Annotated in this window: 18 protein-coding genes and 1 pseudogene; 7 read left to right on the top strand and 12 right to left on the bottom strand. The window is 64.0% G+C overall.

Annotated elements, in window-relative coordinates; all coding sequences use genetic code 11:
* Positions 1–43: 43 nt before the first annotated feature.
* The 3 genes and pseudogenes from AB870_RS07155 to fdnG all read right to left on the bottom strand — a co-directional run bounded on the left by AB870_RS07155 (position 44) and on the right by fdnG (position 4,722).
* Positions 44–691, bottom strand: coding sequence for a formate dehydrogenase subunit gamma (locus AB870_RS07155; RefSeq protein WP_047907483.1), 648 nt, complete (start codon positions 689–691; stop codon positions 44–46).
* 2 nt (positions 692–693) lie between these two features.
* The gene (fdxH, locus tag AB870_RS07150) at positions 694–1,644 is read right to left on the bottom strand and encodes a formate dehydrogenase subunit beta (protein ID WP_047907482.1); all 951 of its coding nucleotides are present in this window, start codon (positions 1,642–1,644) and stop codon (positions 694–696) included.
* Between the two features lie 9 nt (positions 1,645–1,653).
* Positions 1,654–4,722, bottom strand: a pseudogene (fdnG, locus tag AB870_RS07145) (formate dehydrogenase-N subunit alpha).
* 218 nt (positions 4,723–4,940) lie between these two features.
* On the opposite strand from fdnG, the gene AB870_RS07135 reads away from it, so the two are divergent.
* The 5 genes from AB870_RS07135 (at position 4,941) to AB870_RS07115 (ending at position 10,075) form a co-directional block, all read left to right on the top strand.
* Positions 4,941–5,660, top strand: coding sequence for a paraquat-inducible protein A (locus tag AB870_RS07135; RefSeq protein ID WP_237170076.1), 720 nt, complete (start codon positions 4,941–4,943; stop codon positions 5,658–5,660).
* Positions 5,657–6,301 carry a paraquat-inducible protein A gene (locus tag AB870_RS07130; RefSeq protein WP_047907480.1) on the top strand — a complete coding sequence of 215 codons (645 nt, stop codon included), beginning with the start codon at positions 5,657–5,659 and terminating at the stop codon, positions 6,299–6,301. Before AB870_RS07135 ends, AB870_RS07130 begins: the two co-directional genes overlap by 4 nt.
* The gene (locus AB870_RS07125) at positions 6,294–7,967 is read left to right on the top strand and encodes a PqiB family protein (RefSeq protein WP_047907479.1); all 1,674 of its coding nucleotides are present in this window, start codon (positions 6,294–6,296) and stop codon (positions 7,965–7,967) included. Before AB870_RS07130 ends, AB870_RS07125 begins: the two co-directional genes overlap by 8 nt.
* A complete protein-coding gene (locus AB870_RS07120) occupies positions 7,964–8,653 on the top strand; it encodes a PqiC family protein (RefSeq protein WP_237170075.1) in 690 nt (229 codons plus the stop codon). Before AB870_RS07125 ends, AB870_RS07120 begins: the two co-directional genes overlap by 4 nt.
* Before the next feature lie 162 nt (positions 8,654–8,815).
* A complete protein-coding gene (locus AB870_RS07115) occupies positions 8,816–10,075 on the top strand; it encodes an ABC transporter substrate-binding protein (protein ID WP_047907477.1) in 1,260 nt (419 codons plus the stop codon).
* A gap of 105 nt (positions 10,076–10,180) precedes the next feature.
* Here AB870_RS07115 and mdtD read toward each other — a convergent pair whose 3' ends face one another.
* The 5 genes from mdtD to AB870_RS07090 form a co-directional block, all read right to left on the bottom strand.
* Positions 10,181–11,653 (bottom strand): multidrug transporter subunit MdtD, encoded by a 1,473-nt coding sequence (gene mdtD, locus AB870_RS07110; RefSeq protein WP_047907476.1) that lies wholly within the window; start codon positions 11,651–11,653, stop codon positions 10,181–10,183.
* Between the two features lie 181 nt (positions 11,654–11,834).
* Positions 11,835–12,302: a hypothetical protein gene (locus AB870_RS07105; RefSeq protein ID WP_047907475.1), complete on the bottom strand. Its 468-nt coding sequence runs from the start codon at positions 12,300–12,302 to the stop codon at positions 11,835–11,837.
* A 122-nt stretch (positions 12,303–12,424) separates the two neighbouring features.
* Entirely contained in the window at positions 12,425–14,296 is a 1,872-nt protein-coding gene (locus tag AB870_RS07100) for a glycoside hydrolase family 15 protein (RefSeq protein WP_047907474.1), read from the bottom strand.
* 376 nt (positions 14,297–14,672) lie between these two features.
* Entirely contained in the window at positions 14,673–15,920 is a 1,248-nt protein-coding gene (locus AB870_RS07095; RefSeq protein ID WP_047907473.1) for a CaiB/BaiF CoA transferase family protein, read from the bottom strand.
* Between the two features lies 1 nt (position 15,921).
* Positions 15,922–16,710 carry an enoyl-CoA hydratase/isomerase family protein gene (locus AB870_RS07090; protein WP_047908909.1) on the bottom strand — a complete coding sequence of 263 codons (789 nt, stop codon included), beginning with the start codon at positions 16,708–16,710 and terminating at the stop codon, positions 15,922–15,924.
* Between the two features lie 222 nt (positions 16,711–16,932).
* Here AB870_RS07090 and AB870_RS07085 point away from each other — a divergent pair, with 222 nt between their 5' ends.
* A complete protein-coding gene (locus AB870_RS07085) occupies positions 16,933–17,607 on the top strand; it encodes a GntR family transcriptional regulator (protein WP_047907472.1) in 675 nt (224 codons plus the stop codon).
* A gap of 165 nt (positions 17,608–17,772) precedes the next feature.
* Here AB870_RS07085 and AB870_RS07075 read toward each other — a convergent pair whose 3' ends face one another.
* Positions 17,773–18,492 carry a GntR family transcriptional regulator gene (locus AB870_RS07075; protein ID WP_047907470.1) on the bottom strand — a complete coding sequence of 240 codons (720 nt, stop codon included), beginning with the start codon at positions 18,490–18,492 and terminating at the stop codon, positions 17,773–17,775.
* Positions 18,493–18,813: 321 nt separating this feature from the next.
* Between AB870_RS07075 and AB870_RS07070 the strand changes: the two genes are divergently transcribed.
* The gene (locus AB870_RS07070) at positions 18,814–19,572 is read left to right on the top strand and encodes a 2-keto-4-pentenoate hydratase (RefSeq protein ID WP_047907469.1); all 759 of its coding nucleotides are present in this window, start codon (positions 18,814–18,816) and stop codon (positions 19,570–19,572) included.
* A 52-nt stretch (positions 19,573–19,624) separates the two neighbouring features.
* On the opposite strand, the gene AB870_RS07065 is transcribed toward AB870_RS07070, so the two are convergent.
* The 3 genes from AB870_RS07065 to AB870_RS07055 all read right to left on the bottom strand — a co-directional run bounded on the left by AB870_RS07065 (position 19,625) and on the right by AB870_RS07055 (position 23,792).
* Positions 19,625–20,884 carry an MFS transporter gene (locus AB870_RS07065; RefSeq protein WP_047907468.1) on the bottom strand — a complete coding sequence of 420 codons (1,260 nt, stop codon included), beginning with the start codon at positions 20,882–20,884 and terminating at the stop codon, positions 19,625–19,627.
* Positions 20,885–21,323: 439 nt separating this feature from the next.
* On the bottom strand, positions 21,324–22,268 hold the full coding sequence (locus tag AB870_RS07060; RefSeq protein ID WP_047907467.1) for a LysR family transcriptional regulator: 945 nt from the start codon (positions 22,266–22,268) through the stop codon (positions 21,324–21,326).
* A gap of 84 nt (positions 22,269–22,352) precedes the next feature.
* Positions 22,353–23,792 (bottom strand): NAD(P)(+) transhydrogenase (Re/Si-specific) subunit beta, encoded by a 1,440-nt coding sequence (locus AB870_RS07055; RefSeq protein ID WP_047907466.1) that lies wholly within the window; start codon positions 23,790–23,792, stop codon positions 22,353–22,355.
* Between the last annotated feature and the right edge of the window lies 1 nt (position 23,793).

Raw genomic sequence — 23,793 nt, 5'->3', positions numbered from 1 at the left:
GGCCGGCCTCGTAAGAGTGTCCGGCCACCGCACACGGCCGGACTTATTTGTTGAGCTGCTTGTACCAGGCGCGATGGTGTTTCCACGCCCAGCCGCGGGTGACGGTACCACGCGTCATGGCGCGCACGGAGCCCTTGATCCAGATCGCCGCGTAGATGTGCGTAATGATGCCGCAAATCAATACGAATGCACACACCGCGTGCACGTCCGAGGCCAGACGAATCACCCAGATCGGGAAGTAGAACGCGAAATACGCGCGCCAGATCACGATGCCCGAGAGCAACAGGCCGATCATGCACAGCACCATCACGTAGAACAGCAGCTTCTGCCCGGCGTTGTAACGCCCGACTTCAGGCAGATGTTCTTCGCGATTGTTGAGCACGTCGCCGATGTTCTTCATCCACTCGGTGTCGCGCGGCTCGAACTTGTTGTAGCGGCCGAGCCGCAACGCCAGCCAGAGAAACGCGACGAACATCACAAGGCCGACGAACGGATGGAGAATCCGTGTCCACGGCCCGCCGCCGAACAGGTTGGTGAGCCAGAACATCGACGGATGGAACAGCGCCAGCCCGGACAGTGCAAGCAGGATGAACGTTCCCGCAACGATCCAGTGGTTGATGCGCTCCGCGGCGTTGTACCGCTCGATCAGTTCGTCCTTGCCGCGCGCGCCATCGCAAGATTCATGCGCCATGGTCAGACCTCCTCGTGCGTCACAACGCCCTTCTCACCGTCGGGACCGTTACCCTTGCGGGATGCATCGTACCGGCGGGCTTCTTCTTCATCTTCCCCGGTCGTTTCGTTCGGACCGGTCTTGATGTAGTGGAAGAAGCCGGCAAGCGCGGTGAGCGCCATCGCTGCCACGCCCAGCGGTTTGGCGATGCCCTTCCAGAACGTCACCATCGGGCTGATGCGCGGATTGTCCGGCAGACCGTGATACAGCGACGGCTTGTCGGCGTGATGCAGCACATACATGACGTGCGTGCCGCCCACGCCGGCCGGATCGTACAGCCCCGCGTTGTCGAAGCCCCGCGACTTCAGGTCTTCGATACGCTCGGCCGCCTGATCCTTCATGGCGTCTTTGGTGCCGAACATGATCGCGCCGGTCGGACACGTCTTCACGCATGCCGGCTCCAACCCGACGGACACGCGATCGGAACACAGCGTGCACTTGTATGCCTTGTGATCCTTCTGCGAGATACGCGGGATGTTGAACGGGCACCCGGTAATGCAGTACCCGCAGCCGATACACGCTTCTTCGTGGAAATCGACGATACCGTTGGCGTACTGCACGATCGCGCCGGGCGACGGGCAGGCCTTCAGGCAGCCCGGGTCCTCGCAATGCATGCAGCCGTCCTTGCGGATGAGCCACTCCAGGTCGCCCTTCGGGTTTTCGTACTCGGTAAAACGCATGAGCGTCCACGAGTCCGCCGTCAGATCGGCCGGGTTGTCGTACACGCCGACATTGGTCCCGACTTCGTCGCGCAGGTCGTTCCACTCCATGCAGGCTGTCTGACATGCCTTGCAGCCGATGCACTTCGAGACGTCGATGAGTTTGGCGACGTCGCCCGTGTGCGCCTCGCGCACCGAGGGCGACGGCAAGGTCGTTGCCGAGCGCCGTTTGATATCCAGTGATTGCAATGCCATGGCGCCCCCTTATGCCTTCTCGACCTTCACGAGGAACGACTTCACCTCGGGGGTCTGCGAATTGGCGTCGCCCACGATGGGGGTAAGCGTATTCGCGAGGAACCCGGGTTTGGTCAGCCCCTTGAAGCCCCAGTGGATCGGTATCCCGACGTGGTGAATCGTCTTGCCGTCCACCTTGAGCGCACGCAGACGCTTGGTGACGACCGCCTTGGCCTTGATGTAGCCGCGGTTGGACGACACCTTGACCGTGTCGCCTGCCACGATCCCGATTTCCTTCGCGAGCGCTTCGCCGATTTCGACGAACTGCTCGGGCTGGATGATCGAGTTCAGCAGCGCGTGCTTGGTCCAGTAGTGGAAATGCTCAGTGAGACGATACGTCGTGGCCACGTGGGGGAACTTGTCCGCCGTGCCCATCGTGACCCGATCGTCCGGGAAGACACGTGCGCCCGGATTGCTCGTGGCCTTCGGTTGCTTCGGATGCAGCGGGTTGTAGCCCAGCGGCGTCTCGAACGGCTCGTAGTGCTCGGGGAACGGGCCTTCCGCCATGGCGCCCTTGGCGAAGAAACGCGCCACGCCCTCGGGGTTCATGATGAACGGACTCATGCCACCGGCCGGATCTTCGTCGACCTTGAAGTCGGGCACGTCGGCGCCGGTCCACGCCTTGCCGTTCCAGTAGACCAGCTTGCGCTTCGGATCGAACGGCTTGCCGGCAACGTCGGACGAGGCGCGGTTATACAGAATGCGACGGTTCGCCGGCCAGGCCCACGCCCAGTTCAGCGTCTGGCCGATACCGGTCGGATCGCTGTTGTCGCGCCGCGCCATCTGGTTGCCGGCCTGCGTCCAGGCGCCGGCAAAGATCCAGCAACCCGACGAGGTGCTGCCGTCGTCCTTGAGTTCGGCAAACCCGGACAACTGCTCGCCTGCCTTGCGCGTGACCTTGGTCGGGTCCTTCGGATCGACGATGTCCTTGAGCGCACGACCGTTGTACTCCTTCGCCAGTTCTTCGGGCGTCGGACTTTCAGGCTGAGCATACGGCCAGTTGAGATTGACGATCGGGTCCGGATACTTGCCGCCCTGCGTCTTGTACATCTCGCGAAGGCGCAGGAACAGGCCCGCCATGATGTCGATGTCGGTGCGCGCCTCGCCCGGCGGCTCGGCGCCCTTCCAGTGCCATTGCAACCAGCGGCCCGAGTTGACCAGCGCGCCGTCTTCCTCTGCGAAACAGGTTGTCGGCAAACGGAACACTTCCGTCTGGATCTTGCTGGAATCGACGTTGTTGTGCTCGCCGAAGTTCTTCCAGAACTCCGACGTCTCCGTCGCGAGCGGGTCCATGACGACAAGGAACTTGAGCTGGGCGAGCGCCTTGTCCCACTTGACCTTGGCCGGCGTCGCCGCGAGCGGGTTGAAACCCTGCGCGATGTAGCCGGTCATCTTGCCCTTGCTCATCAGTTCCTGCACTTGCAGCATGTCGTACGGCTTGTCGAGCTTGGGCAGATAGTCGTAGCCCCAGTTGTTCTCGGCAGTCGCCGCGTCGCCCCACTACGCCTTCATCAGGCTCACGTAGAACTTCGGATAGTTCTGCCAGTAGCTGAGCTGATTCGGACGCAACGGCTTTTGCGTGCGCGCCGTCAGGTATTGCTCGACGGTCTGCTCGGCCTGCTTGGGCAACGACATGTAACCCGGCAGCAAGTCGGTCATCAGCCCGAGATCGGTCAGCCCCTGAATGTTCGAGTGACCGCGCAGTGCGTTCATGCCGCCGCCCACCGCGCCGATGTTGCCCAGCAACAGCTGCACCATCGCCCCGGTACGAATGATCTGCGAGCCGATCGAGTGCTGCGTCCAGCCCAGCGCGTACAGGATCGTCATGGTGCGCGTGGGGGTGGAACACTCGGCGATCTGCTTGTAGATGTACTCGATCTTGTCGGCCGGTGTACCGCACACGCGCTCGACCATCTCGATGGTATAGCGCGAGTAGTGCTGCTTCATCAACTGGAACACCGTGCGCGGGTGTTGCAGTGTCGGGTCGGTGAGGACGTAACCGTCCGGTCCCTTCTGGTAATCCCAGGAGGACTTGTCGTAGGTGTGCTTCTCGGCGTTGTACCCGGAGTAGATCCCGTCTTCGAACGCGAACTCGTCTTTCACCAGGAAGGTGAAATCGGTGTAGTTCTTGACGTACTCGTGCTGGATCCTGTCGTTCGTGAGCAGGTAGTTGATCAACCCGCCGAGAAAGGCGATATCCGTGCCGGTACGGATCGGCGCGTAATAATCCGCGACCGATGCCGAGCGGTTGAAGCGCGGGTCGACCACAATCAGGCGCGCCTTGTTGTGCGCCTTCGCCTCGGTCACCCATTTGAAGCCGCACGGGTGCGCCTCGGCAGCGTTGCCGCCCATGATGAGTACCAGATCCGCGTTCTTGATGTCGACCCAATGGTTCGTCATCGCACCACGGCCAAACGTCGGGGCAAGACCTGCCACCGTCGGGCCGTGTCAGACACGTGCCTGGTTATCGAATCCCAGCATCCCGGTGCTGCGGATGACTTTGTGCGTGATATATCCGACTTCGTTGCTCGATGCCGACGCGGCGAGCATGCCGGTCGTCGTCCAGCGGTTGACCGTCAGGCCGTCGTCCGTCTTCTCGACGAAGTTGGCGTCGCGGTCGGCCTTCATCAGCTTGGCAATGCGATCGAGCGCGTCGTCCCACGAAATCCGTTCCCACTTGTCGGAACCGGGCTTGCGGTATTCCGGATGGGTGAGGCGGTTCGGGCTGTGGATGAAATCGATGAGGCTGGCGCCCTTCGGGCACAACGTGCCCCGGTTGACCGGATGGTCGGGGTCGCCTTCGATGTGGAAAATGCTCTTCTTCGCATTCTTCGCACCGTCGCCGTAGCTGTACATGAGCAGCCCGCAGGCCACCGAACAGTACGGACAGGTGTTACGGGTCTCGGTCGCTCGCGCCAGCTTGAACTGACGGACTTCCGCCAGCGCCGCGTCGGGCGCGAACCCGAGCATTGCCAGGCTGGACCCGGCCAGCGTTGCGCCACTCACTTTGAGGAACTGGCGCCTGGACATATTAAGCATGGGGGAATTCTCCTCAAATTTTGAGAAACTTTGCGGGAGTGCGTTGAGTATAGAGCAAAGAAGTAACGATTTCCGTGACTTAGCACAAACCATGCCGTATGTTGCGTTGAGCTTCGATGGCGCCTTATTACGTGGGAACTTCCTTGACATTTTGGTATTCTGAGCGTCACTTTGGTCACCGTCCCCCGGTAATGGACACATTGCCCCCAGAAGATGACGTGACGAACCTGATGGCATGTCCGAATTGCGACACCCTGCACCGTCGCACGGTCCTGCCGCCGCGCGAGACAGCTCGCTGCGTGCGTTGCCACTCGGTTCTTTATCGCTCCCCCGATTTGCGTCTGTCGCGCGTGCTGGCGCTGACCCTGACCTGCCTGATCGTGTTCGCCATCGCGAACGCGTTTCCGATCGTCGAGATCGAGGTGCAGGGCATCTATACGGAAACCACGCTGGTGGGTGCCGCCTGGGCGCTCTACCGGGAAGGCATGTGGCTCGTCGCCCTGCTCGTCTTCGCCACGACCGTGCTGTTTCCCCTGTCGCAACTGCTTGCGCTGATTCACCTGATCACACCGCTCGCGCTCGGCCGTCGCCCCTACGCCGTCTTCCATGTCATGCGCGCCATCGAATTCTGCCGGCCGTGGGGCATGATCGAGGTCTTCATGCTTGGCGTGCTGGTCTCGCTGGTCAAACTGTCCGCCATGGCGAGCGTGCTGCCCGGCATTGCGCTCTGGGCGTTCGGCGCGCTCACCATGCTGCTCGCCACGGTGCTCTCGTACGATCTGCGCAACCTCTGGATCGTGATCGACCGTACGCCCGATCCGGCGGTGCAGGCATTGCAGGCCGCGAAGCGCAACGCGGCGGCGAACGGTTTGACGGACGAGCCGCCCGCCGCGCCGCCAGGCGCGTCGACCCATGGGCCCGGGACCGCGTCGCGATGAAATACCTTTCCGCCAAAGCGGCAGGACTTGTCGCATGCCACGTGTGCGGACGCCTGTCGCGCGAGGTCAGGACCGTCGAAAAGGCGCGCTGCCCGCGATGCGGCGCGGTACTTCACCAGCGCAAGGTCGACAGCCTCACGCGCACCTGGGCCTTGCTGATTGCCGCGGCGATCCTGTACATTCCCGCCAACGTCCTGCCCATGATGCAGACCCGCTCGCTGCTCGGTAACAGCAGCGACACGATCATGAGCGGCGTGATCTACTTCTGGACGAGCGGCGAGTACGACCTGGCCATCGTCGTGTTCACCGCCAGCATCCTCGTCCCGATGCTCAAGCTCATCGCGCTGTCCCTGCTGTGCGTTACGGCGCAGCGAGGCACCCGCTGGAAACCGCATCAACGCACCAGGCTGTATCACATGGTCGAGTTCATCGGCCGCTGGTCGATGCTCGATGTCTTCGTCGTCGCGCTGATGGTGGCGCTCGTGAACATCCAGTCGCTGGCCGTCATTCAGGCCGGGCCGGGCATCGTGGCTTTCGGGTCCGTGGTCGTGCTCACGATGTTGGCTTCCATGCAGTTCGACCCTCGCCTGATCTGGGATCAGATCCGCGACGACGATACCGAACAGGACGATCATGACTGACCCGAACGCCCCGAAAGACTCGCAAGCCCCCAAAGCGGTGCCCCCGCCTGGCGCCGACGAACTGCCGACGCCCGCCATCGAGCCGCGCAAGCGCTGGGCGCCCTCACTCGTCTGGCTGATCCCGCTGGTCGCCGCGCTCATCGGGCTGTCGCTCGTGGTCAAGGTTCTGGTCGAACGCGGGCCGAGCGTGACCATCGACTTCAAGACGGCCGAAGGACTCGAAGCCGGCAAGACCAAGGTCAAGTACAAGGAAGTCGACATCGGGACGGTCAAGAGCATCGAACTGTCGGACGACCTCTCGCACGTCCGGGTGACGGTCGATCTCACCAAGAACGCGAAGAACTTCGCGGTCAAGGATTCGCGTTGGTGGGTGGTGCGCCCGCGCGTGGCCGGCGGCAGTGTGTCGGGACTATCGACGCTGCTCTCCGGCGCATACATCGGTGCGGATGCCGGCAAGTCGAAAACGTCCGTCGATCATTTCGTGGGGCTCGAAGTGCCGCCGGTCGTCTCCAGCGGTCAGCCGGGCAAGCCGTTCGTGCTGCAGGCCGCCGACATCGGTTCGCTCGACATCGGCTCGCCTATCTACTATCGGCGCATTCAGGTCGGTCAGGTCGAAGCGTTCTCTCTGGACCCCGACGGCAAGGGCGTCACGCTGCGTGTGTTCGTGCAGGCGCCGTACGACCAGTACGTCGGCACCAACACGCGCTTCTGGCACGCGAGTGGGATCGATCTGCGGCTCGATTCGAGCGGCTTCCAGGTCAATACGCAATCGCTGGCCTCGGTGGTCATCGGCGGTATCGCCTTTCAGGCACCGAACGATTCGGGCGCGGGCGTGATCGCCAAACCCGGGCAGGAATTCCGCCTGGCGCCGGACGAAGCCACGGCCATGAAGGCCCCCGACACGCATCCGGTGCGCGTGGTGTTCCGTTTCCAGCAATCGCTGCGCGGGCTGGTCGTCGGCGCACCGGTCGACTTCCGTGGCATCACGCTGGGTGAAGTCACGTCGATCGGCGTGGAGTTCGATCAGGCCACCAAGCAGATCAATATGCCGGTGACGGTCGAAGTCTATCCGGACCGCCTGCGCCGTCGCGATCCGAAGAACAGCGTGCCGCCGACCGAAATCAACAGTCACAGGATTCTCGATGCCCTCGTGCAGCGCGGCCTGCGCGGCCAGTTGCGCACCGGCAACCTGCTGACCGGCCAGTTGTACGTGGCGCTCGACTTCTTCCCGAATGCCAAGCCGGCCAAGGCGGAGATGGTCGACGGCATGCTGTACATGCCGACCGTGCCCAACACGCTCGACCAGTTGCAGCTTCAGATCGCCGACATTGCGAGCAAGCTCGACAAGGTGCCGTTCGACAGCATCGGCCAGAACCTCGATTCGTCGCTGCGCAGGCTGGACAAGACGCTGGAGAGCGCGCAAGGGCTGTTCCGTCAACTGGACAACGAAATCGCACCCGAGGCGAAAGCCACGCTGGGCGAGGCGAAAAAGAGCTTCGGCGCGGCCGAGCGTACGCTCTCCGAAGACGCGCCGGTCCAGCAGGATGTCCGTCAGGCCATGCAGGAACTGACGAAGACGCTTCGCTCGCTCAATACACTCGCCGACTATTTGCAGCAGCATCCCGAAGCGCTGCTGCGCGGCAAACCGAAGGATCCGCAACCATGACGAGGCCGACCGAGATGACCCGTAGCCCGCATCCGCGCGCAACGCCGCTGGCGGGACTCGCCGCCACCGCGACCCTTGCGCTGCTGCTGGCCGGCTGCGCCTCGCCGCAACCGACGTTCTACACGCTCACCGGCGCGGCCGGGCAGGCGCCGGCCAACGCCCCCGGCAATGCCACGACCGGCACAGGCGCACCCGCCACCCCGTATGCGCTCGAAGTGTCGCCCGTCGCGGTGCCCGAGCAGGTCGACCGGCCGCAGATCGTCGTTACCCGTGGCGGCGGGCGCGTCGACATTCTGGAAGCGTCCCGCTGGTCCGCACCGCTGAGGACCGAGCTGACGTCGACGATTTCGCGCGACCTCACGCGGCAGCTGGGGGCGATGGACGTCTACGGTCTGCCGCGTGCGGACGGCCTCGCGGTGTATCGCGTCTCGACGTCCGTGCAACGCTTCGAGTCGGCACCCGACGAACAAGCCGCGCTAAGCGCCGTCTGGAGCGTGCGAAAGGTCCCGGGCGAGCTTGTGCTCACGTGCCGGTTTACGGGCACCGAACCCGCGTCGGGCGGTATTGCCGGGGTCGTGGCCGCACAGCGAAAACTCGTCGATCGGCTCGCCGAAGGCATCGGCAACGCCATCGCCGCCAGCGCCGCCAGCGCACAGGGCACGGCCACGCCCCGCTGCCCGAACTGACGCCCTGCCCCCCGGAGGTCGGGAAATCCCGATGCGTGTCGAGCGCATTACGGATTGCGCAATCGATTACGAGATGTTTAAGATGTTCGAGACCCGCCGCACGCGCCGTCCGCGAGAGACACCGGCGGCGGGTCGTCATAACTCGAACATTGGAGACACGCCATGCCCAGCCTCACCGGCCACCTGCGCCGTACGATTGCCGTCGCCGCTTCATTTGCCTTTTCCTCGCTCGCATTCACCTTATCCTGCACCACGCCGGCCCATGCGGCGGCGGTCTCCGATGGCGTCGTGAAGATCGGCGTGCTGACCGACCTGTCGGGCGTGTCGAGCGACAACGCAGGCAAAGGCAGCGTGCTCGCCGCCACCATGGCCATCGACGATTTCTCTCGCGAGCACAAGGTTCTTGGCGCGCCCATCGAACTGGTCTCGGCCGACTCGCAGGGCAAGACCGACACCGGCGCGACCATCGCGCGCGAGTGGTACGACCGGGGCAAGGTCGACATGATTACCGACCTCACCTTCTCCAACGTCGCCCTCGCCGTCGACCGTATCGCGGATGAAAAGAAGAAGATCGCGCTCGTCACCGGCGCGGGCTCGTCCGCCATCAGCAACGAACAATGCACGGCGCACAGCGTGCAGTGGATGTACGACACCTATGCGCTGGCGAACTCGACCTCGCAGGCGCTGCTGCGCCGCGGCCTGAAGTCGTGGTACTTCATCACGGCCGATTACGCGTTCGGTCAGGCGCTGGAGAAGGATGCGAGCGAGATTCTGACGCGTCAGGGCGGCAAGGTCGCCGGCTCGGTGAAGCATCCGGTGAATTCGCCCGACCTGTCGTCGTATCTGCTGCGGGCGCAAACGTCCGGCGCGCAGGTCATCGCACTGGCCAACTCCGGTACGGACACGCTCAACACGGTCAAGCAGGCCGCGCAGTTCAACATCGTCCAGGGCGGTAAGCAGGTGTTCACGCCCTTGCTCTCGCTCATCACCGAAATCCACGGCATGGGCCTGAAGAATGCACAGGGCATGATCCTGACGAACGGATTCTACTGGGACCAGGACGACCGCTCGCGCGCCTTCGCGCAACGCTTTCATGCGCAGCACAAGAAGATGCCGACGATGATGCAGGCGGCGGTCTATTCGGCGGTGCTGAATTATCTGAAGGCGGTCCAGGCGGCCGGCACGGACGAAGCCGACGCCGTGATGGCGAAGCTCAAGTCGATGAAGATCGACGATCCGGTGATCCGCAACGGCCAGATTCGCGCCGACGGCAAGCTGGTGCACGACATGCTGCTGGTGCAGGTGAAAACGCCGGCGGAATCGAAGTCGGAATGGGATCTGTACAAGATCCTTGAGACGATTCCGGCCGACAAGGCGTTCGCCCCGCTGGCCGAATCGAAGTGCGCGCTGGTCAGGAAGTGAACGGCCCGGGCACGGCGCGTACCGTGCCCCGCGTCGCCACCGGCTGAGGCGCGAGTTTCGGTGCGGGCGCCGGTGCCGACGTCGGCTTCGATGCGCGACCCGGACTTACCGTCCGGGGTCGGTGGCGGACGCGGCCGGGGTTTGGCCACCGCCATCCGCCGTGCGATCCGAGCCTGCCGCGGGATCTTCCACGCGACGGAAGATCAGCGCCGAGGCCAGTGTAATGAGCCCCACGCACACGAACGTCATCCGGAACCCGGCCACCGTGCCGCCTGCCCCCATCTCACCCGCCTCACCCGCCTGCCCGGCGAGATGACCGAGATGACCGAACAGCGCCAGCAGTTGGCCGCCGATGGTCACTCCCAGTCCCAGCGCGAGCATTTGTGCCATCGAGAACAGTCCGTTGCCCGCGCTGGCCCGGCGCGTGCCCAGATCCTTTAGCGTGACGCTGTTCATCGCCGCGAACTGCATCGAGTTCGCGCCGCCGAACACGGCCAGTTGCGCCAGTCCCAGCCAGATCGGCCAGCCCGGCCCGAAGAGTGCGAAACTCGCAATCGATCCGCCGACGACCGCCGTATTGACCATCAGGAAACGCGTGTAGCCGAAACGGACCACCAGCGGTGTGACCATTCGTTTGACGACGATCCCGGCGAGCGCGACGGGCAGCATCATCAACCCCGACGCCAGCGGGCTGTACCCCATCGCTACCTGAAGCAACAGCGGCAACAGGAACGGCACGGCGCTGCTGCCGATACGGGCAACGAGATTGCCCAACAGGCCGAGACTGAAGCTGCGCGTCTCGAACAGTTCCAGCGGGAACAGCGGTGCCGCACGGCGCCGGGCATACGGCCAGTAACCGGCGGCCGTCGCGATGCAAAGCAGCGCGAGTCCAACCGACGGCCCCCAGCCCGCGCCGGAGAACGGGTGATCGAGCGCGAGCGTGAATGAAACCATCGCGACCGATAACAGGGCGAAGCCGATCCAGTCGAAGCCGGTGTCGATCACTTCGTCCTTCGCGGGCCGTGGAAGGTAATGCCGCACGGCGAAACTGCCGATCAGTCCGACGGGCACGTTGATGAGGAAAATCCAATGCCACGATGCGACCTGCACGAGCCAGCCGCCGAGCACCGGGCCGATCATCGGTCCGACCTGCCCCGCAATCGAGACGAAGGCGAGCGCCGCCAGATACTCGCCCGCCGGGAAGGTGCGAAGCACGGCAAGGCGCCCGATGGGCAAGAGCATCGAACCGCCCGCACCTTGCAGCACACGCGCGACGACGAGTTGCGCAAGCGTGTGCGCCATGGCGCAAGCAATGGAGCCGAGCACGAACAGCACAATGGCGACGAAGTAGACGCGGCGCGTGCCGAACCGGTCGGCCAGCCATCCCGAGGCGGGAGTGAGCATGGCCATCGTCAGCGAATAGGAAACGACGACCGGCTGCATGCGCAACGGATTCTCGCCCAGGCTCGCGGCCATCGCGGGCAGCGCCGTGTTGACGATGGTCGTGTCGAGCGCCTGCATGAAAAAGCCCGCCGCAACGATCCATAGCAGGGCGGTGAGTGTCTTGTCTTGCTTCATGCGGCGCACGGGACGAGACCCGGAGCTCGACCGGGTCGCTGGAAGAATTAAGCGAAAGCAGAATTCTAGCGCGCTTCGCGCCCGTACATTGATGCGCTTTTCGCGAAGATCGATGAACGCAGTGCATCGACGCGATGCGACGTGATGCGACGTGATGCGATACAGGCGCGTCGGAGGCGCGTCAGGCTGTCGTGCTGATACGCGTGCCGGTCGTCCAGGTGGGATCCATCAGCGCGGTAATCTGCGCCTGAATGGCCATGGCCTCGGCCGAGAGCGCGCCGACCTGCTGCAACTTCTCCTGCGGCGGCAGACGGTCATTGTTGCGCACGGCCTCGAGTTGCGCCAGTACCCTGGCGAGCATTTCCTTGAGTTTCCTGATCGCCTCCTGGACGACAGAATTGCCGGCGCTGCCGGTGTCGGACGCCGCGCTCGTCATCGCTTTGCCCGCTTGCCGGGCGCCTTCGCTCACACTGCGCAGGCTGGACAGAACCTTGTCGCCGTCGCTCTGGGGAGTCGTGTCGTTCGATGCGTTGCTGCTGGCGTTTGCGCCCGTTTGCGCTGTCTGCGCCTGCTGTTGCTGAATATGCGCCTGCCAGATGTCGAGCATGCCGGACGTTGCGCTGCCCGTGGCCGGAACGATGATGGTCATGGAGCGAAAGGTCTCCGCGAGAAGGAAAAGTAAGGATACGAAAGTATTACGGCATATTTCACGAGTTCCTTAATCCCCGGGGGACACGGCCCGCACATCGGGTTCGTGGCCCCCCCTTGGCGTCACGCGCGGATCGCGCGATACCCCACATGCTCCAGATGGGCGTCGTCATCGGCAGCGAGGTCGTCGGCCGCCTCGTCGGCACGGTCGTCGTTGGCGAGCGAATCGAGCCGTATCGCCGCATGCACGAGCGCGATATGCGAAAACGCCTGCGGGAAGTTGCCGACCTGACGCTCGTGCGTCGTGTCGTACTCCTCGGCCAGCAGCCCGACATCGTTGCGCAGCGACAGCAGGCGCTCGAACAACTCGCGCGCGTCGCGCTGACGGCCGATCATCACCAGACAATCGACCATCCAGAAGCTGCACGCAAGGAATGCGCCCTCGCCTGCCGGCAAACCGTCGTCCACCCGACTCGTGCGATACCGCTGCACCAGGCCGTCGTGCATCAGTTCGCGCTCCACCGCCTCCACCGTGCCGATCACGCGCGGGTCGTCTGGCGGCAAGAACCCCACGAGCGGGATCATCAGCACGCTCGCGTCCATCTCGGGCGAGCCGTACGCCTGCATGAAGGCATTGCGTGCCTGGTCGAAACCGTTCGCGCAGACATCCGCGTGAATCTCCCTGCACAAGCGCCGCCAGTGATCCACCGGCCCCGGCAGACCGAAACGCTCGGCCGATTTGATGGCCCGGTCGAACGCCACCCACGCCATCACCTTCGAATACGTGAAGTGCTGGCGGCCGCCGCGCACTTCCCAAATGCCTTCGTCCGGTTCGCGCCACACCGTTTCGAGATGCGCCACGAGCTTCGTTTGCACCTCCCAAGTGGCATCGTCCGGCGGCAGACCGCCCAGACGCGATTGATGCAGCGCATCCATCACCTCGCCATAGACGTCGAGCTGCAACTGTCCCACGGCGCCGTTGCCCACGCGCACGGGCTTCGCGCCTTCGTAACCGGGCAGCCAGTCGACTTCCCACTCCGGCAAACGCCGCTCGCCGGACAGCCCGTACATGATCTGCACCTGCGAGGGCGCACCGGCCACGGCGCGCACCAGCCAGTGGCTCCAGTCGCTCGCCTCGGTGTAGTAACCGCCGAGCATGAGCGCCTGCAATGTCAGTGTGGCGTCGCGCAGCCAGCAGTAGCGATAGTCCCAGTTACGCTCGCCGCCCAGTTGCTCGGGCAACGACGTGGTCGGTGCCGCGACCACACCGCCGGTCGGCACGAACGTGAGCGCCTTGAGCACAATGAGCGAGCGGCGAATCGCTTCGGACCATCGCCCGTCGAGCTGACAACGATTGGCCCACGTGCGCCAGTAACGTTCGGTATCGGTCAGCGCAGCGAATGGATCGATCTCGCGAGGATCGGGGTGGTGCGACGGCACTCGCGAGAGGACGAAGGGCACGGTGTCGCCCGCCTTCACGTCGAAGCGCGCGCGCAGGCTGCCCGGTACGTCCTGGATCTCCACCGGTGTGCGCATGACTACCTTGTCGGGTCCCGCGATGAGTCGCATGCCCGGCCCCGTCGGGTCGTCGGCGTCCAGCGGGCGCGACCATGGCACCGACGCGCCGTAATCGAAGCGGAGAATCAACTCCATCGACATCGACACGCTCCCATGCACGCCCTTGACGAGACGAACCAGTTCGGCGGCGCCGTCACGCAATGGCATGAAGTCGATGACCGCAACGCACCCTTCGACGGTCTCGAAACGCGTCTCGAGAATCAGCGTGTCGTCGTGATAGCGGCGCGAGCACGTCGCGCGCGGGTCTTCGGGGGCAATTTTCCAGCGACCATGCTCGGCGCTGCCGAGCAAGGCGGCGAAACACGCCGGAGAATCGAAGTACGGCCAGCAGAGCCAGTCGATGGAGCCGTCGCGCGCCACCAGCGCAGCGCTGCGGCAATCGCCGATCATGGCGTAATCCTCAATGCGTGCCGGCATGCTCACCTCGCGATCGGGAGAAGAACGATTTCGCCCGGCGCCGTCGTCGACGGGCGGACGAACGCAAGCGAATGAAGTCCTATGGTACGCGCGTCGCGGACACACGGCCATCGCGAAGGCCACGAATTAGGTGAGTTGCCGGAGATGCTGCCAAGGGTCATGCCTTCCCTCCTTACGACTTGACGTGGAGCCGGATCGATCGGGCCGGTCGCGATGCGCGTGACGTACTGCGCATGACGCATGATGCATGCCGCATGGCGCGACACTTCTACGGCCCAGCTTCAAAACCGACCGGCCACCGGGGGGGAAGTTCTGACAAATTCACGTGGGAAGCGTCAACACGCGGAGAATCCGCATGTCCGGCGCTTCATGTACGTCAGGTCGTCACCGCGGCAGCGCCTTCCAGCGCACGTACGGCTCCTTTCGCGACCAGATCGCGGATCTGCGCCGTGTCGAAGCCGTACTCGGTCAGGACATCGAGCGTATGCTCGCCGAGCCGTGGGGCGGGGCCGCCGGTGCACTTCGGCGTCTGCGAGAACCGGATCGGCAGACCGATGCTGCGCGTCGGGCCGCCGAGCGGATGGACCGTTTCCACCACCATTTCGCGGGCCACGATCTGCGGATGCGTGACGGCCTCCGAAATCGGCAGCACCGGGCCCACGGGCAGGCCGACGGCGTCGAGCCGTTCGACCCAGTTCTGCGTGGTGTCGCGGGTCAGATAGGCGGTCAGACGCTCAACGAGTTCCTCGCGATGCGCGGTACGGCCGGCGTTCGTCGCGAACCGCGCGTCACCGGCGATCTCCGGCGCGTCGAGCACTTGCAGCAAACGCTCGTAATTCGCCTGATTCGCGGCGCCGATGTTGATCCACCCGTCCTGTGTGCGAAACGCCTGATAGGGGGTGCTCGTGGGGTTGGCGGAACCTAACTTCGGCGGGTTCTCGCCGCTGGCGAAGAAGTTCGCGGCCGCCCAGTACATCTGCTGGAAACCGGCTTCGAGCAGCGATGTGTCGACGATCTGCCCCTGCCCCGTGCGCAGACGATGTGCGTACGCGGCCGAAATGCCGAGTGCGGCCAGAATGCCCGCATTGATGTCGGCAATCGGCGAACCCGCCTTGATAGGCGCCTGCCCCGGCTCGCCCGTCACGCTCATCAACCCCGAGAGTCCCTGCGCGATGAGGTCGAAGCCGCCTTTATCGGCATACGGACCGGTGCGCCCATAGCCCGAGATGGAGCAATAGATCAGTCCCGGGTTCGCCTCGCGCAGCGTCTCGTAGCCCAGCCCCAACTTCTCCATCGTGCCCTTGCGATAGTTCTCGGTGACGACGTCCGCCGTGGCAAGCATCCTGCGCAACACGGTCTTGCCGCCTTCCGTCTTCAGATCGAGGGCAATGCCGCGCTTGTTGCGATTGAGCATCATGAACGAGGCCGACTCGCCATGCGCGAGGATCGGCGCGAAACGGCGCGCGTCGTCGCCTTCCATCTTCTCGACCTTGATGACGTCGGCCCCCATGTCGGCAAGCATCATCCCGCACACCGGGCCGGACATGATGTGCGAAAGCTCGATCACCTTGACGCCCTGCAACGGGCCCGCCGCGTGTGCGCCGTCTTTACGGGTATCCGTCATGTCAGCGCCCCTCGAACACGGGTGTCGTCTTGGCGAGGAAAGCGCGGTAGCCGGTCTGGAAATCGGCCGTGCCGAAGCAGGCGAATCCTTCGTCGAGCTGCGCCGGCGTGAGCGGCTTGCCGCTCGCCAGCTCGCGCACGAAGCGCTTGTGCCAGCGCGCTACGAGCGGGGCCCCGGCGGCGATGCGATCCGCGCTCGCGAGCGCTTCACTCGTCACGTTCGCATCGGACACCACGCGCGTGACAAGCCCGATGCGCAGCGCTTCCTGCGCATCGAAAATTCGGCCTTCCAGCAGGATTTCCAGCGCCTTTGCCGGACCGAGCAACTGCACGAGGCCGGACAACTCCGCATGCGCCATCACCAGCCCGAGTTTGTTGATGGGTGCGCCGAAGCGGCTCGACTCCCCGCATATCCTCACATCGCACGACGCCGCAATTTCCATGCCGCCGCCCACGCAAATGCCATGAATCATCGCCACGAGTGGTATCGGGCAATTCGTGAGCGCGTCGAGCGTGCGGTGCATGAGGGCGCCGTACGCGCGCGCCTGCTCCACATTGGCGCGGTCCGTCTCGAACTCGGCGATGTCGTTGCCCGGGGCGAACGACTTTTCGCCCGCCCCGCGCAGCACGATGCACCGCACGCCGGGCGATTCGGACAACGTCAGAATGGCGTCGCCCAAGGCCTGCCACATCGGCCTGGTCAACGCATTGAGCTTCTCGGGACGGTTGAGCGTGACCAGCGCAATGGCACCATTTCGTCCGGTGAACTCGGTCAGAACAGTCGACGTCACATTGCCTCCTTTGATCGCCGGCACGCATCGGATGTCGGCTGGGTTAGTTTTTTGGTATACCAATTTTTTGTAAACGATAGAATCGACTGCGTGTCGTTGGCAAGCGGCAATTGCCTGAATCAGGGTTAACGTGGAATCCATTCAACTTTCCAGTACTTTACGGATTGACGCTCGGCGGCATCGCCATCAAAATTGGCACTCCAATTTTTGACATCGATAAGCATGACCACTTCCGCCTCGCTCAACGCCGCGGCGTACGAAGCCCTCAAGGCGCGCATCGTGCGCGGCGACTTGCGGCCCGGCGCACCGCTGTCGGAGCGCGCGTTGTGCGACGAGCTTGCGGTATCGCGCACGCCGTTGCGCGAGGCGCTCAAACGGCTCGCGAACGAAGGGCTCGTGGAGATTTCGCAGACGCGCCGGGCGCGTGTGGCGCGCGTGAGCGTCGATGAGGTGGTGAATCTGCTCGCCGTGATGGCGGTATTGGAAGGACTCTCGGGCGAACAGGCCTGCGAGAAGGCGACGGATGACGACCTGACCGAACTGGCCCGCCTGCAAGACCTGATGGAAGCCGCCTATGCGCGCACCGATCATGCCGCCTACTTTGCGCTCAATCAGCAGATCCATCTAGGCATTCTGCGCATGGCGGACAACGGCCCGCTGGCCGAATACTTTCACAATCTCAACGCCCGCCTGCGGCATGTGCGCGAGCGCCTCACGCCGACGCCGGAGCGCTGGCGTCAGGCCGTGGACGAACATGCGCAGATGCTGGCGTTGATGCGCAAGCGCGACGGCAAACGCCTGCGTGCGCTGATGGAGGCGCACCTGCGCAGCAAAACGGACGCTTACGTCGCGGCGATGCTCAACGAAGGACTGGTCAGCATGAGCCGCGCGGCCTGATATCGCGCGCAAGGGCACCCAGCTCGCCGCGGATGCGGCATGAGCCGCGAGGCCGGCTTGAGCGAGCTGAGCGAGCTGAGCGAGTTGAGCGAGTTGAGCGAGTTGAGCGAGTTGAGCGAGTTGAGCGAGTTGAACGAGCTGAACGAGCTGAGTGAGTTCAGCGACTTATGCAGCAACACGTACGTTCGCGAGCACGGCGGCACACTTGGCCATCAAATGGGCGCGGAGCAGCCGGCCCAGCGTTGCGCCGTCGCGCCGATGCAGCGCGTGCAACATCTCGACATGCTCGTCGATGGCACGCTCCCACTTGCCAGCGTGCAGGTTGGAGCGAAAACGCAGCGCCTGAAGACGCTGATTGACCGACTGATACATTTGCGAGAGCGCGGGATTGCGTGCCGCCGCGTTGATCCGGTCGTGAATCCGCTGATTGCAATCGAAGTAGCCGGACAGATCGCCGTTCGCATGGCAGGCTTCCATGGCGCTGTGCAGTTCGTCGATCTCGTCGACTTCCGCCTGTGTGATGCGTTGGCAAGCCAACTCCCCGGCCAGCGCCTCAAGGCCGCTGAGCAGTTCGAAGGCGTCGGCAATATCGCTGGCGGAGAGCGTCACCACACGGGCACCGCGATTGGGTAAAAGATCGATCAGACGCTCTACCGCGAGCATCTTCAGCGCCTCGCGCAGCGGCGTGCGCGACACGCCCAGTTGCTCGCACAACGCCCGTTCGTTCAAATGCGAACCGGGCGGCAGCACCCCTTCGGTAATCATCTTGCGCAGGCGATCCATCACGGCAAGATGCAGCGCCTGACGGCTGATCGGCTGACTCGCGCCGGTGCCTGGCGGAGGGGCGGCCTGATGGCGAACGGCGTTCAGTGTCACGGAGTGCATAGGCTTGCCTTGGTCATTCGTTACAGGAAGAAAGACAGCGACTGCATGCACAGCACTTGCGCAAGCGACGGCAATCACACCGAAGCGCGCCGCCTGAAAAACCTCTGAATAATTATCGAAATATTACCAACCATTACGAAATATTACGAAGTCCGATTCTCGCAGATCGATGCCGTTTTGACTACGTTATGTGGTGTTTTCACTGAGAAAACGACACGTTCGCGCCGCAGCGCAACATCGCCCGAATTTTGTATACGATGTGAGCGACATGGCGTCGGCGGCCGGCCGGCCCATCGCCTTTTCCCCAGGAGATTCACAAGAATGTTCGAGACCCAACCCGCCGTCGAATCGCTCGCCCGTCTGCTTGCCGATACCCGCCGGGGCGACACGCCGATCGACTCGCCCGCCGAGGCGTTGCTCCCGGCCGACGCCGACGCGGCGTATGCCGTGCAACTGCGCACGCTCGATCTGCTCGGCGAGACCATTGCCGCCTGGAAAGTCGGCGCGAAAACACCGACAGATATGCCGAATTGCGCGCCGATTCCGGCGTCCGTCGTGAGCCGTGCGGGCGGCGCGCTCGTGCTCGACGATTTTTTCCGTCCCGGTCTCGAACTCGAAATCGCCTTCCGTCTGGCGCGCGACATCAAGCCAGGCAGTTACGACGAGCGCGAAGCCATGATGTTCGTGGACGACATGCTTGCCACCATCGAGATCACCGACAGCCGGTTCGCGGGCAAGGGCCTCGACAGCCGCTTCGCGCTGGCCGATCTCCAGAACAACGGCGCGCTGGTGATCGGCAGCGGCCGAAGCTACGACGCCGGTTACGACTACCTCGCGCCGAAGGCCGTGTTCACGCTCGACGGCCACGACATCACCCCGGCCAGGGTCTTCAATACCGGGGGCGATCCGCGTGCGCTGCTGACATGGCTAGTCAATCACAACGGCAAGCGCGGCATCACCATGCGCGCCGGTGCGATCATTACGTGCGGCTCGTACGTCGGCATGATCCCCGCGAGCGGCACCGGCGAATTGCGCGGCGTGATCGATGGCGTGGGGGAAGTGGCTGTCACATTGAAGTAAAGGACCTAGAGAACCTAGAGGACCTGGAGGACCGAACGGTGCGCACCGAAGCTCAGTCCCCGGCGGGCTTCGCGGCGCGCCCGTCTACGCCCGCGAGCATCTTCGGTGCGAGCACGGCGATCGGCACGATGCAAAGCAGCCCGGCACCCAGCGCCACCGGCAGATCGATGCCGTGCGCGATCGCCCCGATCAGCACCGGCCCGATCAGAAGGCCGAGATAGGCCAGACGCGCCATCACCGCAATCGCTTCCGCGCTTGCCATGCCGGCACGGCGCGCCACTTCGCCCGACGCGGCGAACATCACCGGCATGACGTTCGACAAGCCGAGTCCGGCCAGGGCAAATCCGAGCACCGCCGCCAACGGTTCGCGCCAGAGCAGCGCGAGCAGCACGCCGCCCACGCAAAGCAGGCTGCTCAGGCGCAACAGGCGTGCACCGCCCATGCGGGCGCGAACCGGGTCTCCGCTAAAACGCCCCGCGGCCATGCCCACGGAAAATGCCGCATAGCCTGCGCCGATCCATGCGCCTTGCGCCGAGACGATTTCGCGCATATACACCGCCGTCCAGTCATACATCGCACCCTCCACCACCAGTCCGAGAAACGCCAGCATGCCGAAGCCCATCAGCTTGCGGTTGAGTTTGCGGCGCATCGCATCGTTCAGCGCCGGGGGAGGCGTATGGATGTTCGCCGACGCCTCGTCAGCGTTGCGCGCGACCGGCGCCTCGCCGGGCAACATGTCCGGTTGCATGAAGCGCGCGCCGACGACAATGACGACGGCACAACCGAGCGCAGCCAGGCCAACGTGCCATTGCGGCGATCCGTGGTGCGCGAGCCACGCACCGCCGACGAGTGCACCGGCCATTCCGCCGAGGCTGAAGCAGCCGTGCAGCGACGCCATGATGGGCTGGCGGTAACGCGCTTCGAGCGTGGCGGCCTGCGCATTGACAGCGACGTCGTAGGTCGCATTCGCTGCGCCATAGAGCGCGAGCCATCCCACGAGGCCCCAATAGTCAGGCACCGACAGAATGAAAGCGCTGGTCAGCGCCAGCGCGATCCCTGAGTGCAGGCTCGCGCGTTGACTGCCGGCGCGTCCGACCCAGCGCGCCATGCGCGACATCGTGACGATGGCGCCGCCGGCCACAGCGAACATGGCGACCGACAGGCTCGCGTCGTTAAGATCGAACATCGCCTTGACGGTCGGCACGTGCACGCCCCAAGTCGCATAAAGAAAGCCACTGCAAAACAGCAATGCCATCGTTGCCGCGCGCGCAGGCCAAAAGCCCGTGCGCGGCTTCGCTATTTCAGAAATCATGGAAATTGGAGAACGGCGGGAATCACACCGCACGGAGCGCCGCGGTGCCGTTTGAAGCGGGATGCGCAAAATCCCGGTGTTGTGGGACTTGCAATCGATGTTGAGAATTCTAGCGCACTCTACGTGACAGTAAAGGGCTTCTTGCGCAACATCCCGCAAAAATCACGTCGGACGGCACGTCAACGTTGCGATGAACGAAGCGCGGCACCGCGTCGGCGCACAAGTTATCCACCGTTTTTGTTCACAACGCTGTGGACAACGACGCGGGGCAGCGTGCCAAGCGCTTGATCGGTATAGCGTTTTCGACGGAGGGCATCAGACGGCGGCCCGCGCAGGCAAATCGCCCGAAGGAGCCGCCGGTTTATCCACAGATTTTGTGTTCAAGTCTGTGGACAAGTCCTTGATGAGAGGGCACAAGTCATTGATTCGAATCGGAGATTCAGTTGGCGGGGAGCGTCGCAGCAGCGGGCTCCATCGCCATCGCGAACCCCTTGTTGCGCTCACGCACGACACGATGAATCAGTTCCCAAACGGTATGGGCGACCGGCGAGAGAGAACGGTTCTTGCGACGGACCAGCACGATGTTGCGCTCGAAGGCGGGCAATAGCGGCCGCACCGCGAGCGTCGAATTCTCCGGCAGCGGCAACGCGAGCGGCGGCAGCACACTTACGCCGAGACCTTCCTGCACCATGCGGAAGATAGTGCTCACATGCCCCAGTTCCTGCGTGATGGTGCCCTGCACTTTTTGCGTGGTGAGTGCGCGATCGATCAGCGGGCGGCTGCCCGAACTCTGATTGAGCAGCACCAGATTCTCGCCCGACAGTTCCGACCAGTGCACCGCTGCCTGCGAGGCCAGCGGGTGGTCGCTGCGGCAAACGAGACAGAACGGCTCACTCATCAGATGTTCGGTCGTCAGATCGTCGGCCCCTTGCGGCGCGACCACGATGCCGAAATCCACGTCGCCCGCCCGCACACTGTCGAGCACGGCGCGCTGCATCTGGTCGACGAGAGCGAGCGCGATGTCGGGATAGGTCGCGTGCGAGGCGAGCAGCACCCGCGGCATGAGCGTCGCGGAGATCGTCGGGGCCGCACCGATGCGAACCCGCCCCGTGGTGCGGGCTTCGGCACCGTGTGTCTGAAGCAATGCGATTTCAAGTTCGTCGAGCACACGATCGAGATTGCCCGGGAGCGTGACACCGGCGTCCGTGAGTGCAACCTCGCGCGTCGTGCGATCCACCAGACGCAGGCCGAGCTGCCCTTCGAGTTCGTTGATGCAGCGGCTGATGGCCGGTTGTGTCAGACCGATTTCGGCGCCCGCGCGGCTAAAGTTCTTGCTGCGCGCCACGACCATGAAGACCTTGAGTTGTCTCAGCGATACGTTCATACAGGGCCCTGTCAGAAGAGAGAGTGAGCCACCGAAATGGCCAAGGCGCGCCGCGCGGTGCGGCGCGCCCCGTACACTTGTCGATCAGGCCGCGGCCTTGACCATTTCTTCGATCACCTTCTTGGCGTCGCCAAAGACCATCATGGTCTTGTCGAGGTAGAAGAGATCGTTGTCCAGCCCGGCGTAACCCGCCGCCATCGAACGCTTGTTGACGATGATCGTCTTGGCCTTGTACGCCTCGATGATCGGCATGCCGGCAATCGGCGAGGCCGGGTCGTTCTTCGCGGCCGGGTTCACCACGTCGTTCGCGCCAAGCACCAGCACCACGTCCGTCTGACCGAACTCGCCGTTGATCTCGTCCATTTCCAGCACCTGATCGTAGGGCACTTCGGCTTCCGCGAGCAGCACGTTCATGTGACCCGGCATGCGTCCCGCCACCGGGTGAATGGCGTAGCGAACGCTCACCCCCTTCTCCACGAGCTTGTCGGTCAGTTCCTTGAGGGCATGCTGCGCACGCGCGACGGCCAGACCGTAACCGGGCACGATCACCAGCGATTCGGCGTTGCTCATCAGGAACGCGGCGTCGTCGGGCGAGCCGGACTTCACCGGGCGCTGCTGCTGCTCGCCGCCCGCCGCGCCAGCCCCCGGCGTGGCACCGAAGCCGCCGAGAATCACGTTGAAGAACGAGCGGTTCATCGCCTTGCACATGATGTACGACAGGATCGCCCCGGACGAGCCGACCAGCGAACCCGCGATAATGAGCATCGGGTTGTTCAGCGAGAAGCCGATACCGGCGGCCGCCCAGCCCGAGTACGAGTTCAGCATGGAGACCACGACCGGCATGTCCGCGCCGCCGATCGGGATGATGATGAGCACCCCGAGCACGAACGCAATGGCGGTCATGATGACGAACGGCGTCCAGCTCAACGTCGTGAAGAATGCAATGCCGAAGCCGATCATCGCAATCGCGAGCGCCAGGTTCACCATGTGCTGGCCCTTGAACACGACCGGCGCGCCCTGGAACAGGCGAAACTTGTACTTGCCCGAGAGCTTGCCGAAGGCGATGACCGACCCCGAGAACGTGATTGCACCGACGAACGTGCCGATGAACAGTTCGATACGGTTGCCCGGCGGCAGCGCCTCGCCTGCGGCGACGATGCCGAACGCGGCAGGTTCCGCCACGGCGGCCACCGCGATGCACACGGCCGCCAGGCCGATCAGCGAGTGCATGGCGGCGACAAGCTCGGGCATCTTCGTCATCTCGACCTTGCGAGCGACGAAGGCGCCGATACCGCCGCCGGCGACGAGACCCGCGAGAATCAGGCCCAGCCCCGAGAAGTTGCCGCCAGAGAGTTTGCGCAGTTCGAAAATCAGCGCGATCGTGGTCACGGCCGCGATGGCCATGCCGATCATGCCGAACGCGTTACCGCGCCGCGCCATGCGCGGATTCGACAGTCCCTTGAGCGCCTGAATAAAACAGATCGACGCGACCAGATACAACAGCGTCACAAGATTCATGCTCATG

This window comes from Pandoraea faecigallinarum, from assembly GCF_001029105.3.
Lineage (GTDB): Bacteria > Pseudomonadota > Gammaproteobacteria > Burkholderiales > Burkholderiaceae > Pandoraea > Pandoraea faecigallinarum.
The sequence above is the reverse complement of the archived record's forward strand: the minus strand, read 5'-3'. Positions and strand labels throughout refer to the sequence as shown.